The 12988-nt window shown below is 65.7% G+C and carries 9 protein-coding genes and 1 pseudogene; 9 read left to right on the top strand and 1 reads right to left on the bottom strand.

Annotation, left to right across the window (positions count from 1 at the left end; translation table 11 throughout):
- Positions 1–629: 629 nt before the first annotated feature.
- From BLR66_RS15795 to cobA, 6 genes and pseudogenes are all read left to right on the top strand, one after another.
- On the top strand, positions 630–1796 hold the full coding sequence (locus BLR66_RS15795; RefSeq protein WP_176943950.1) for a nitrate/nitrite transporter: 1167 nt from the start codon (positions 630–632) through the stop codon (positions 1794–1796).
- 22 nt (positions 1797–1818) lie between these two features.
- Positions 1819–4272 carry a nitrite reductase large subunit NirB gene (nirB, locus tag BLR66_RS15790; protein ID WP_093289227.1) on the top strand — a complete coding sequence of 818 codons (2454 nt, stop codon included), beginning with the start codon at positions 1819–1821 and terminating at the stop codon, positions 4270–4272.
- A gap of 33 nt (positions 4273–4305) precedes the next feature.
- Positions 4306–4635: pseudogene (gene nirD, locus BLR66_RS19325) on the top strand (nitrite reductase small subunit NirD); the annotation flags it as partial.
- Positions 4636–4791: 156 nt separating this feature from the next.
- Positions 4792–5232, top strand: a complete 441-nt coding sequence (locus BLR66_RS19320) for a GNAT family N-acetyltransferase (RefSeq protein WP_255402761.1) — start codon at positions 4792–4794, stop codon at positions 5230–5232.
- Between the two features lie 8 nt (positions 5233–5240).
- Positions 5241–8030, top strand: a complete 2790-nt coding sequence (locus BLR66_RS15780; RefSeq protein ID WP_093289221.1) for a nitrate reductase — start codon at positions 5241–5243, stop codon at positions 8028–8030.
- Between the two features lie 107 nt (positions 8031–8137).
- Complete coding sequence (gene cobA / locus BLR66_RS15775) at positions 8138–8929, top strand: uroporphyrinogen-III C-methyltransferase (RefSeq protein WP_093289218.1); 792 nt, start codon at positions 8138–8140, stop codon at positions 8927–8929.
- A gap of 216 nt (positions 8930–9145) precedes the next feature.
- Here the strand turns inward: cobA and BLR66_RS15770 are convergent, their stop codons facing one another.
- Positions 9146–9850, bottom strand: coding sequence for a ComF family protein (locus tag BLR66_RS15770; protein ID WP_093289215.1), 705 nt, complete (start codon positions 9848–9850; stop codon positions 9146–9148).
- Between the two features lie 106 nt (positions 9851–9956).
- Here BLR66_RS15770 and bioB point away from each other — a divergent pair, with 106 nt between their 5' ends.
- From bioB to bioH, 3 genes are read left to right on the top strand one after another with little or no spacing between them, the layout of a single operon-like run.
- Positions 9957–10979, top strand: a complete 1023-nt coding sequence (gene bioB, locus BLR66_RS15765; RefSeq protein WP_093289898.1) for a biotin synthase BioB — start codon at positions 9957–9959, stop codon at positions 10977–10979.
- Positions 10933–12180, top strand: a complete 1248-nt coding sequence (bioF, locus tag BLR66_RS15760; RefSeq protein ID WP_176943913.1) for an 8-amino-7-oxononanoate synthase — start codon at positions 10933–10935, stop codon at positions 12178–12180. The genes bioB and bioF overlap by 47 nt, the downstream gene beginning before the upstream one ends.
- 10 nt (positions 12181–12190) lie before the next feature.
- Complete coding sequence (gene bioH, locus BLR66_RS15755) at positions 12191–12958, top strand: pimeloyl-ACP methyl ester esterase BioH (RefSeq protein WP_093289897.1); 768 nt, start codon at positions 12191–12193, stop codon at positions 12956–12958.
- The last annotated feature ends 30 nt before the right edge of the window (positions 12959–12988 follow it).

Below are 12988 nucleotides of genomic sequence, written 5' to 3'. Positions count from 1 at the left end.
CGGAAACCCTATCTCCCCGCTGTTCACGACCATGGCATGTCTGCGCATTGCAGTTGTTTTGCCCCCTTTTTCAAAGGGGGCTATGGGGGATTTGCTCTTGATCTTGCTTTAGAGCCAAAGCAAATCCCCCTTCAATCCCCCTTTTTCAAAGGGGGAAGCAAAAACGCATCGCCTGCATTGGCATCGATCGCGCACCTGGAACCGCCGTGGCTGCTGCGCCGCACAATAACTGTGCAGTTGCACAGCGGTTAGCACCGCATGCGTGCGTAACGTCTGCCGAAGGGAGCAGAGCGAACCTCCCGATTCGCACCAATGGCCGCTCAACTCATTGATTGAATAGCGATTACTGAGAATTTCGCGATAACGCGAAATGTTGGCACGGCGATTGCTCTTGTTTCCCATGACGGCACAACGAAGTGTCGGCACCCCACATATCGGAAAGAGGCCAACGGCGGCCCGCTTTCCGCACAGACAACGGCGTCTTCCAGCGAAAGCTGGAAGCACGCCGTTTTTTTTGCCCGGCCGGTAGACGCCCTACCGGACCCCATCGACTGCGGAGCCGCTCCACGGCCCGCAAGGAGCCATCGCAGATGAATCGCTCGTTCTGGCAGGCCGGTCATACCCCCACCTTGTTGTCGGCGTTCCTGTATTTCGATTTGAGTTTCATGGTCTGGTACCTGCTGGGGCCGTTGCAGGTGCCCATCGCCACGGCGCTGCATCTGGATACCCAGCAGCGCGCGCTGATGGTGGCCGTGCCGATCCTGTGCGGTGCGGTGCTGCGTTTGTTCATGGGCATGGCGGCTGACCGCATCGGCGCGCGCCGCGCGGGTCTGATCGCGCAGGCGATCGTGATCGCGGCGCTGCTGGCGGCCTGGCGGCTGGGCGTGCACAGCTTCGGCCAGGTGCTGCTGCTCGGTGCGTTCCTGGGCGTAGCCGGCGGTTCGTTCGCCATCGCCCTGCCCTTGGCGTCGCGCTGGTATCCGCCGGAGCATCAGGGCACCGCGATGGGGATCGCCGGCGCCGGCAATTCGGGCACGGTATTGGCCGCGCTGTTCGCACCAGTGCTGGCGATCGCCTTCGGCTGGCACAACGTGTTTGGCCTGGCCTGTCTGCCGTTGCTTGCAGTGCTGCTGGTATTCGCCGTGTACGCCCGCGACGCGCCCTTGCCGGTGCAACGCAAGACCCTGCGCGACTACGGCAAGGTCCTGGTGGGAAACCGCGACTCGTGGTGGTTCATGCTGTTCTATGCGATCACCTTCGGTGGTTTCGCCGGTTTCGCCAGCGCCTTGCCGGGCTACTTCCACGACCAGTTCGGTTTCGATTCCAAGATCGCCGGCTGGGCCACCGCCGCGTGCGTGCTGGCCGGTTCGGTGATGCGGCCGGTGGGTGGAGTCATCGCCGACCGCATCGGCGGCACGCGCAGCCTGCTGATGATCTACATGGCCGCAGCGGCGCTGGTGGCGGTGGCGGGCTTCGGTCTGGGCGGACCCGTCGGCACGGTGATGCTGTTCGTGCTGACCATGTTGTGCCTGGGCGCGGGCAACGGCGCGGTGTTCCAGCTGGTGCCGCAGCGCTTCGGTTCCGAGATCGGCGTGATGACCGGTTTGATCGGCATGGCCGGCGGCATCGGCGGTTTCCTGCTGGCGGCGGGATTGGGCGTGGTCAAGCAGCACACCGGCAGTTATGCGCTGGGTTTGTGGCTGTTCGCAGGCGTGGCCCTGCTGGCCTGGGTCAGCTTGCGCGGGATCAAGCATCACTGGCGCAGCCAATGGGCCGCCGGCGCCGCGAGAGTCTGAGGAACAACTCATGGGAGCACCGATGAAAAAGCCCAGGCTCGTCGTTGTCGGCAACGGGATGGCCGGCATCCGCACGCTGGAGGAATTGTTCAAGCTGGTGCCGGACATGTACGACGTCACCGTATTCGGCGCCGAACCGCATCCCAACTACAACCGTATCCTGCTCTCGCCGGTGCTGGCCGGCGAGCAGGAATTCGAGCACATCGTGCTCAATTCGCTGGACTGGTACGCCGACAACGGCATCCGCCTGCACCTGGGCAAGGAAGTCACCCGCATCGACCGCGTGCGGCGCCGGGTAATCGCCGCCGACGGCACCGAAGCCGAATACGACCGCCTGCTGCTGGCCACCGGTTCGCTGCCTTTCATCCTGCCGGTGCCGGGCAAGGATCTGAAAGGCGTCATTAGCTACCGCGACATCTTCGATACCCAGACCATGATCGACACCGCCAAGGTCAAGCGCCATGCGGTGGTGATCGGCGGCGGCTTGCTGGGTTTGGAGGCCGCCAACGGTCTGAAGTTGCGCGGCATGGAAGTGACCGTCGTGCATCTGGCCGGCTGGCTGCTGGAACGCCAGCTGGATCCGGTCGCTGCCGGGTTGCTGGAGAAATCGCTGAGCGAACGCGGCCTCGCATTCCGCCTCAACACCTCCACTACCGAAATTCTCGGCAACGAAGCCGGCGAAGTGATCGGAGTGCGCTTTTCCGACGGCAGCGAGCAGCCGGCGGATCTGGTGGTGATGGCCGCCGGCATCCGCCCCAACACGCAGCTGGCGCAGGAGGCGGGGCTGTATTGCAACCGCGGCATCGTGGTCAGCGACGGTCTGCAGACCTACGACCCGCGCGTGTACGCGGTGGGCGAATGCGCCAGCCACCGTGGCATCGCTTACGGACTGGTCGCGCCGTTGTTCGAGCAGGCCAAGATCTGCGCCAACCATCTGGCCCATTACGGCATCGGCATCTATCAGGGTTCGGTGTCTTCGACCAAGCTCAAGGTCACCGGCATCGATCTGTTTTCCGCCGGCAATTTCATGGGCGGCGAAGGCACCGAGGAAATCGTGCTGTCCGACCCGGCCGGTGGCGTCTACAAGAAACTGGTGATCCAGGACGAAAAACTGGTCGGTGCCTGCCTGTACGGCGACACCACCGACGGCGGCTGGTATTTCAAGCTGCTCAAGGACGGCCGCAAGATCGACGATCTGCGCGACCAGCTGATGTTCGGCGAAAGCGCGATCGGCGATGCCGGCCATTCCGGGCAGAGTAGGGCGATGAGCATGCAGGACAGCGACGAGGTCTGCGGCTGCAACGGCGTGTGCAAAGGCACGATTGTAAAGGCGATCACTGGCAGCGGTCTGTTCACCCTGGACGAAGTGAAGAAGCACACCAAGGCGTCCAGTTCGTGCGGCTCGTGCACCGGCCTGGTCGAGCAGATCCTGATGAACACGCTGGGCTCCAGTTTCCAGCAGACCCCCAAGACCAAGGCGGTGTGCGAATGCACCGGCTACGCGCACGGCGAAGTGCGCAAGGCGATCCGCGAACATCACCTGCTGACCCACCGCGAGGTGTACGACTTCCTGGAATGGCGTACGCCCAACGGCTGCGCGACCTGCCGTCCGGCGATCAACTACTACTTGCTATCGACCTGGCCGCGCGAAGCGGTGGACGATCCGCAATCGCGCTTCATCAACGAGCGCGCGCACGCCAACATCCAGAAGGACGGCACCTTCTCGGTGATCCCGCAGATGAAAGGCGGCGTGACCAACGCCTCCGAACTGCGCCGGATCGCCGATGTCGCCGACAAGTACGCGGTGCCGATGCTCAAGGTCACCGGCGGCCAGCGCATCGACCTGCTGGGAATAAAGAAGGAAGACCTGGTGGAGGTGTGGAAGGACCTGGGCATGCAGTCCGGGCACGCCTACGGCAAATCCATCCGCACGGTGAAGACCTGCGTGGGCAGCGAGTTCTGCCGTTTCGGCACCCAGAACAGCACGCAGATGGGCATCGACCTGGAAACCATGCTGGCCAACATGTGGAGTCCGCACAAAGTGAAGCTGGCGGTGTCCGGCTGCCCGCGCAACTGCGCCGAGTCGGGCATCAAGGACGTAGGCATCATCGCGGTGGATTCGGGTTGGGAAATCCATGTCGGCGGCAACGGCGGCATCAAGACCGAAGTGGCGCAGTTCCTGGTCAAGGTGAAGACCAGCGACGAGGTGCGCGAATACACCGGCGCGTTCCTGCAGCTGTACCGCGAGGAAGCCTATTACCTGGACCGCACCGTGCATTACATCGCCCGGGTCGGGCTGGACTACATCCGCCAGCGCGTGGTCGACGACGCCGACAACCGCAGGGCATTGCACGAACGCCTGCTGTTCGCGCTGGAAGGGCTGTCCGATCCGTGGGCCGCGCGCGTCGCTGGCGCGCAGAAACACGAGTTCCAGCCGCTCAAGTTGAAAATGTTGGCCGACCCGGTGGAGGCCTGAGCCATGTCCGCATCGAGCATGCCCGCATCAAGCATGTCCGCCGCAAGCACGGCCGCACCCGACTGGATCGAAGTGTGCAGAATCGACGACATTCCCGTGCTCGGCGCGCGCGTGCTGGAAAGGGTAGGCGGCGACAACATCGCGCTGTTCCGCACCGCCAGCGGCAAGGTGTTCGCCCTGCGCGATCGTTGTCCGCACAAAGGCGGACCGCTGTCGCAGGGCATCGTCGCCGGGGAGACGGTGACCTGTCCGTTGCACAGCTGGAATCTGAGTCTGGAGAGCGGCGAGGCGCGCGCGCCGGACGTGGGTTGCGTGGCGACCTATCCGGTGCGGGTGGAGGACGGGGTGGTGTGGCTTTCGCTGGGGCTGACATCCGTCAAAGCCAACACCAATTCCGACGTGGATCGCAGCCACTCGTTATCGGCCACATCGACACCAGTGGAGAGCAGTCTGGACATTCGGCTCGACAACCTGGAGGGTCCGGAGGTTCTTGCGTTGCTCCGGGAACACCTGGGCTCCATGGCGCACACCGCCCCTGCGGAAAGTCGCCATGCCCTGGACCTGACTGGCCTGCGCGACCCCGCCATCACTTTCTGGAGCGTCTGGGAGGGTCCAGCGCTGGCCGGGTTCGGCGCGCTCAAGCACATGACGGAGTCGCACGCCGAGATCAAATCCATGCGCACCGCCACCTCGCATCTGCGACGAGGGGTGGCATCGAAAATGCTGCGGCACCTCATTCAAGAAGCGACGGCCCGTGGCTACTCGAAACTGAGCCTGGAGACGGGTTCAATGGAGTTCTTCGAGGCCGCGCGGCGTTTGTACGCATCCTTTGGTTTTACTCCGTGCCCGCCTTTCGGCAACTACAGGCCAGATCCCAACAGCGTGTTCATGACCCTGGATATCGCCGGGTCGGCGCCCGACGATTCATTCGATCCGAAGCCGCTTCGCGGCTTGACCTGAACCGGACGATGGACGGCGACACGCGCACACTCACGCCGTCTTCCACCGCACCGCTGCGGCGTACGCGCACGCGTTCCACCTGTTGCTACTGCGGAGTGGGTTGCGGCGTGCTGATCGACGCCGAACACGATACGCACGGCAGCCGCATCACCGGCATCGCCGGCGACCCGGAGCATCCGGCCAATTTCGGCCGTCTGTGCACCAAGGGCCTCAACCTGCCGCAGACCACGCGCGAGACGACCGGCCGCGCGCTGGTCCCGCAACTGCGCCGCCTGCGCGGCGATGCGCGCCGCGAGGTGGACTGGGGCGTAGCGCTGGACACGGTGGCCGAGCGTTTCGCCGGCATCATCGCCGAACACGGCCCGGACTCGGTGGCGTTCTACCTGTCGGGACAGTTGCTGACCGAGGACTACTACGTCTTCAACAAACTCGCCAAGGGCCTGATCGGCACCAACAATATCGACACCAATTCGCGCCTGTGCATGTCCAGCGCGGTCTCCGGTTACAAGCTGGCGCTGGGCGCCGATGGTCCGCCGACCTGCTACGACGATCTGGAGCAGGCGCGCACCGTGCTATTCGCCGGCAGCAACATGGCCTATGCGCATCCGGTGTTGTTCCGCCGCCTGGAAGCCGCGCGCGAGGCGCATCCGGAAACCAAGTGGATCGTGATCGATCCGCGCCGCACCGACACCGCCGCCATGGCCGACCTGCATCTGGCCTTACAGCCGGGCACCGACGTGGCCCTGTTCAACGGCATGCTGCATCACCTGATCTGGGAAGGGTTGATCGACGCCGACTACATCGACGCGCACACCGAAGGCTTCCAACCGCTCAAACGGATGCTTCGCGAATACACACCGCGTTTCGTCGCCGATCTGTGCGGAGTGCCGGCCGAAGACATCGTCCAGGCTGCCGAATGGTTCGGCCGCAGCCCGGCTGCGCTGTCGCTGTACTGCATGGGCCTGAACCAGTCCAGCCACGGCACCGACAAGAACCTGGCGTTGATCCAGCTGCATCTGGCCACCGCGCAGATCGGCAAACCCGGGGCCGGACCGTTCTCGCTGACCGGACAGCCCAATGCGATGGGTGGGCGCGAAGTCGGCGGCATGGCGACCATGCTGGCGGCGCATCGCGAGATCGCCGATCCCACGCATCGCGCCGAACTCGAACGCTTGTGGAACCTGCCCGCGCAAACTCTGTCCGATCGTCCCGGACTACCGGCAGTGGCGCTGTTCGAAGCCTTGCGCAGCGGCAAGGTCAAGGCGGTGTGGATCGCCTGTACCAATCCGGTGCACTCGATGCCCGACATCAACCTGGTGCGCGAGGCGCTGGGCAAGGCCGAGTTCGTAGTGGTGCAGGAAGCCTTCCTCAACACCGACACCGTGCCTTATGCCGACGTGCTGCTGCCGGCGACCAGCTGGAGCGAGAAAGAAGGCACGGTGACCAATTCCGAACGCCGCATCTCGCGGGTGCGCGCCGCACTGCCCGCGCCGGGCCAAGCCAAACCGGACTGGTGGATCGCAAAAGAAATAGCGCGGCGCATCGAGGCGCGCTTGGCGCCGCCGGGCGCCACGCCGTTGTTCGAGTTTGCCGGCACCGAAGCGGTGTTCGACGAACATCGCCGCCTGACCGTAGGACGCGACCTCGACATCGGCGGCCTCGACTATGCGTTGCTGGAAACCCAGGGACCGCAGCAATGGCCGTTTCCGGCGGGCGCGAGCGAAGGCCAGGCGCGGCGCTACGGCGACGGCGTGTTCGCCACCGCCGATGGCCGCGCGCGTTTCCATATCACCCCCTACAAACCGGTGGCCGAGCCGATTTCGGCGCGTTATCCGCTGCGCCTGCTGACCGGCCGCCTGCGCGACCAATGGCATGGCATGAGCCGCAGCGGCCGTGTGCCGGGACTGTTCGCGCACGCGCCGGAGCCGGAGCTGAGCATGCATCCGGACGATGCCGCGCGCCGCGGCTTGAGCGCCGGCGATCTGGTGCGCGTGACCAGCAAGCGCGGCGAGTTGCTGCTGCCGCTCGCGGTGTCCGACGAGGTGGGTTCGGGCACGGTGTTCGCCGCGATGCACTGGAGCGGGCAGTTCCTGGCCAGCGGCGGCATCAACGAAGTCAGCAACGGTGCGGTCGATCCCAAATCGTTCCAGCCCGAACTCAAGCACGCGGCGGTGCGGGTGGAGAAAGCGGCTTTCGGTTGGAACCTGCTGGCCGCGCGCCGCGGCGATGCGCTTGCATTGCAGATCGCGGTGCAGCCGCTGCTGCGCGAATGCGCGTTCGCTTCCCTCACCCTGCGCGCCGATGCCGATCCGGCTTCGGGCCAAGCCTGGCTGGTGTTGCGCGCCGCCGACGAGACCGTGCCGCCGCAATGGTTGCAGCGTCTGGCCGAAGTGTTGCGGCTGCAGCCGGGCGAACACGTGCTGGAGTACCACGACGCGCGCCGCGGCCTGCTCAAGCGGGTCGGCTGGGGATGCGATGCGCACAACGACCGGATCGAAGGACTGCTGTTGGCCGGCGGCCAGCGCGACCCAAGCAACGAAGCCTTGCTGGACATCGCTCTGGCCGGAACGGCATGGACCGGTTCGCGCTTGACGGTGTTCACCCAGCGTCTGCCGGGCGGTGCGCGCGATGCGCTGGTTTGCCAATGCATGCAGGTCAGGGAGTCCCCCATCCGCGCCGCCATCGCTCAGGGCGCCGGCGTGGACGAACTGAAAAAAAGCTTGGGTTGCGGCAGCGTTTGCGGTTCCTGCGTACCGCAGCTGGCGCGCATGTGCCGCGAAATCGTGGACAGCGGGTAGGTCGGGGCTACGTCCCCGACGCGCGCAGTGGGAGGGGTCCCCGTGCGTCGGGGGCGTAGCCCCGACCTACCCGCGCATGACGATGATCTTTCCGGAGAACCGAACGAATGAATAGCAACCACGATTCCGGCACCGCGAACACCCGCGGCGGCAAGGTCAGCCTGGTATCGGCCGGACCCGGCGATCTGGAGCTGCTGACGATAAAAGCCGTCAGAACGCTGGCGACCGCGGATGTGCTGATGCTGGACGATCTGGTCGATCCGCAGATCGTGTCGCTGGCGCCGCGGGCACGAGTCATCCGCGTGGGCAAGCGCGGCGGTTGCCGCTCCACGCCGCAGGCGTTCATCTGCCGGCTGATGCGCCGCTATGCGCAACGCGGAGCGCACGTGGTTCGGGTCAAGGGCGGCGAGGCGCTGCTGTTCGGCCGCGCCGGCGAGGAAATCGGCTTCCTGCGCAAATCCGGCATCGAAGTGGCCATCGTCAACGGCATCAGTTCCGGTTTCGCAGCCGCAGCGGCGTTGGGCGTTTCCCTGACCCATCGCGATCATTGCCGCGGCGTCACTTTCGTCACCGCCCACGCGCAGGACCACAGCGAACCGGACTGGGCGGCCTTAGCCGCCACCGGCACCACGCTGGCGATCTACATGGGCATGGACCGGCTGGAATCGCTCAGCGCAGCATTGTTGCTGCATCTGCCGGCGCATACGCCGGCCGCCGTCGTGCAAGCGGCAAGCCAGCCGGACGAGGCGCGGCTGCTCACGACCCTGGGCCGGTTGGCAGCTGATGCGCGCGATGCCGGCTTGGGCAGTCCGGGCGTAATTCTAATTGGGACGGCTCTGGGTGAAGCGATAGTTCCCGCGCTGCAGATTTCGCTTCTGCCGGCGCAGGCGTGTGGTTGACTAAGAGCCTGTTCACGATCTTTGAAATAATTTGTGAAACTGAAAAATAAATCCGTCGTCCCCGCGAAGGCGGGGATCCAGTGACTTAAGCGTTTCTACAAACTGTACGGTCGCGGTACGAAAGACACTGGATCCCCGCCTTCGCGGGGACGACGAGTCATTTTCCAGATCTTCCGCAGACAAATATGACGCCTTCCGACAGATCGTGAACAGGCTCTAGGGCACTCGCGCGCAAACCCACGCATCCACTCGCGTTACTCCGGCGCGCCGCAAACTCTTTGCGGCGGCTTCCAACGTCGCGCCGGTGGTCATCACATCGTCCATCAGCGTCACGTGATCCGGCAATGCCGCGCCCGCGCGCACTTCGAACGCGCGCCGCAGGTTGCGTTGACGGGCGCCGGCATCCAGTTCGGACTGCGGCGCGGTGGCGCGCGTGCGGACCAGCGCCTCCGATAACAGGGGAACCTGCAATGCGCGGGTCAGGGATTTCGCCAGTTCCTGCGCCTGGTCGTAGCCGCGCCGGCGCAAACGGGATTCGTGCAGCGGCACCGGTACCAAGGCCGAAGGTCTGGGTAGCCCGGATACGCCTTGCAGCATGAGCTCGGACAGCAGCCGTCCCGCGGCCAGATCGTTGTGGAACTTGAAGCGGGGCACCAGCCGGTCCAGCGGAAACCCGTAAACGAACACCGCATGGGTTTCGGCCAGCGGCGGCGGACGTTGCAGGCAGGCGCCGCAGGTGCCCGGCGCGGGCAGCGGCAAGGCGCAACGCAGGCAGGCGCTGTCGTTCCAGGGCAGCGCTTCGGCGCAGGCGCGGCACAGATCCCGGCCCTCCGCGCCGCTTTCGCCGCAGAGCAGGCAGCGTGGCGAAAACACCGCCCGGGCGGCCTTTCGCAGCCACCCGTCAACTTTCAGAGCATCCATGCGGTTGACAGCCTTGCTTCCGGTTTTCAGACTGCCCGGACTTTAACGCCGCGAGGCCCCGATGTCCGCACAAGCCCCGATCGCCGCCAGTCCCGCTTCTATCAGCATGCTCCGCCACGACTGGCAGCAGTCCGAACTGCTGGCCCTGTTCGAACTGCCGTTCACCGAACTCCTGCACCGGGCCGCCAGCGTGCACCGTCAGCATTTCGATCCGGCCGAAGTCCAGGTTTCCACTCTGTTGTCGGTCAAGACCGGCGGCTGCCCCGAGGACTGCGCCTACTGCCCGCAGGCCCAGCGCTACCACACCGGCGTCGATGCGCAGAAATTGATGAGCACCGAGGCGGTGCTGGAAAAGGCCAGGCAGGCCAAGGCCGCCGGTGCCTCGCGCTTCTGCATGGGCGCGGCCTGGCGCTCGCCCAAGGACCGCGATATCCCCAAGGTCGCGGCCATGATCCGCGAAGTGAAGGCGCTGGGACTGGAAACCTGCGCCACCCTGGGCATGCTCAGCGCGCCGCAGGCCGATGCGTTGAAGTCGGCCGGCCTGGACTACTACAACCACAACCTGGACACCGCGCCGGATTTCTACGGCGAGATCATCCATACCCGCGAATACCAGGACCGCCTGGACACGCTGGAACACGTGCGCGACGCCGGCATGAAGACCTGCTGCGGCGGCATCGTCGGCATGGGCGAGTCGCGCGCCCAGCGCGCCGGCCTGCTGCTGGCGCTGGCCAACCTGCCGGCGCATCCGGATTCGGTGCCGATCAACCGCCTGGTGCAGGTGGAAGGCACCCCGCTGCACGGCACCGCCGAGCTGGATCCGTTCGAATTCGTGCGCACCATCGCAATCGCGCGGATCACCATGCCTCACTCTATGGTCAGATTGTCGGCTGGCCGCGAATCCATGAGCGACGAGCTGCAGGCGCTGTGCTTCGCCGCTGGCGCCAATTCGATCTTCTACGGGGAAAAACTGTTGACCACCGGCAACCCGGACGTGGAACGCGACCAGGCGCTGTTCGCGCGCCTCGGCCTGCGGCCCATGCCGGTGGAGCCAGCCATGCCAGCGCCAGGGGGAACCGTGCATGCCGACATCATCGAACACAACCACGCCTGCGGACGCGCCGCCTAAAGCCATGCGGCCCGATCTGCACGAACGCGTCCAAGCGCTGCGCAAACTGCGCATCGCCCAGGGCCGCGTGCGCGTGCGCCGCACCATCACCCGCCGCGACGGCGTGCGCGTGGAAGTCGATGGCCGCTGGCTGACCGAGTTCTGCAGCAACGATTACCTGGGCCTGTCGCAGCAGTTCGAAGTGGTCAGCGCACTGCAGGACGGCGCCGCGCGCGATGGCGTCGGTGCGGGCGCTTCGCATCTGGTCAGCGGCCACCACGCCGCCCACGAAGCCCTGGAGCGCGAAATCGCGCAGTGGCTGGGCTATTCGCGCGGGCTGCTGTTCGGCAGCGGATTCATGGCCAATCTGGCCGTGCAACAGGCTTTGCTGCAGGAAGACGACGATGTCTGCGTGCAGGACCGCCTCAACCACGCCAGTCTGCTGGATGCATCGCTGCTTGCGGGTTGCAGGCTGCGGCGTTATCCGCATGCCGATGCCGAAGGCGCGCTGCGGCAACTCAAGCATGCGCCGGAAGGCGCGGCGATGCTGGCCACCGATGGCGTCTTCAGCATGGACGGCGACGTGGCGCCGCTGCGGGCGCTGACCCTGGTCGCGCGCATGCAGCGGGCATTGCTGTACGTGGACGACGCGCATGGCGTCGGCGTGCGCGGGCCGGAAGGGCGCGGAAGCGTGGCCGAAGCGAACCTGGGCATGGTCGAAGTGCCGCTGCAACTGGTTACCCTGGGCAAGGCGCTGGGCGGTTATGGCGCGGTGGTGGTGGGCGACGACGCCCTGATCCAGCACCTGCACGAAACCGCGCGTCCCTACATCTACACCACGGCGCTGCCGCCGGCGCAGGCAGCGGCGGCGCTGGCCGCGGTCAAGCATGCGCGCCGCGATCATTGGCGGCGGGAAAAGCTGCAGGGACTGATCGGCCGCTTCCGCACCGGCGCGCAACGCTATGGGCTGGAATTGCTGCCTTCCGATTCGCCCATCCAGCCGGTGATGTGCGGCGACGACGCCAGCGCGGTGGCTCTGTCCTCGGCGCTGGAGAACGCCGGCTATCTGGTCGCCGCCATCCGCCCGCCCACCGTGCCCGAAGGCAAGGCGCGCCTGCGGGTGACTTTGTCCGCTTTGCACATGGCGGCCGAGGTGGATGCCATGGTCGAAGTCCTGGCGCGCTCGCGCGACGCCGTTCAGCGCGTGCGGGGCGCCGCCTGATTAAATGCCGTTGCATATAGAAATCGTGGGCGATGGCCCGCCCTTGGTCTTGATTCATGGTTGGGGATTGCACGGCGGGGTGTTCGCGCCCCTGGTCGATCGCTTGTCCGATCGTTTCCGCATGCATCTGGTGGATCTGCCCGGTCACGGCTACAGCCGCGAAGACGCCACGCCGCTGACGCTGCAAGCCACCGTCGCCGAAATCCTTGCGCGCACGCCGCCTGCTGCCTGGCTGGCGTGGTCGCTGGGCGGCCTGTTCGCCTTGCATGCCGCTTCGGTTTCCACGCAGGTGCGCGCGCTGGCGCTGGTTGCGGTCACGCCGCGCTTCGTGTGCGGCGGGGATTGGCCGCATGCGGTGGAAGTCTCGGTGTTCGAGCAGTTCGGCAGGGACCTGCAGCAGGATTATCGCGGGACGCTGGAGCGTTTCCTGGCTCTGGATACCATCGGTTCCGAGCATGCGCGCGCCGAACTGCGCACACTGAAGGGAAAGCTCTACGCGCGCGGCGAACCCTCCCCGCAAGCTTTGCAACAGGGCCTCGTTTTACTGGAGCAAAGCGATCTGCGCGGATCGTTGCCGGCGATATCGATCCCCAGCCTGTGGATCTCCGGACATCGTGACCGCCTGGTCTCTCCCGCCGCCATGCAGGCCGCTGCGGCGATGGTACCGGGTAGCCATTATCTGGACATTCCAGGTGGCGGACACGCCCCTTTCCTCGGCCATGCCGACCAGGTTGCCGATGAAGTGCGCAACTTCATGGCATCCGTTCCCCCGCCGTAGGAGCGACGTAAGTCGCGAATGGACGCCGTT

The sequence above is a fragment of the Pseudoxanthomonas sp. CF125 genome (assembly GCF_900104085.1).
Taxonomy (GTDB): domain Bacteria; phylum Pseudomonadota; class Gammaproteobacteria; order Xanthomonadales; family Xanthomonadaceae; genus Pseudoxanthomonas_A.
This window is presented reverse-complemented; position numbering and strand designations above follow the sequence as displayed.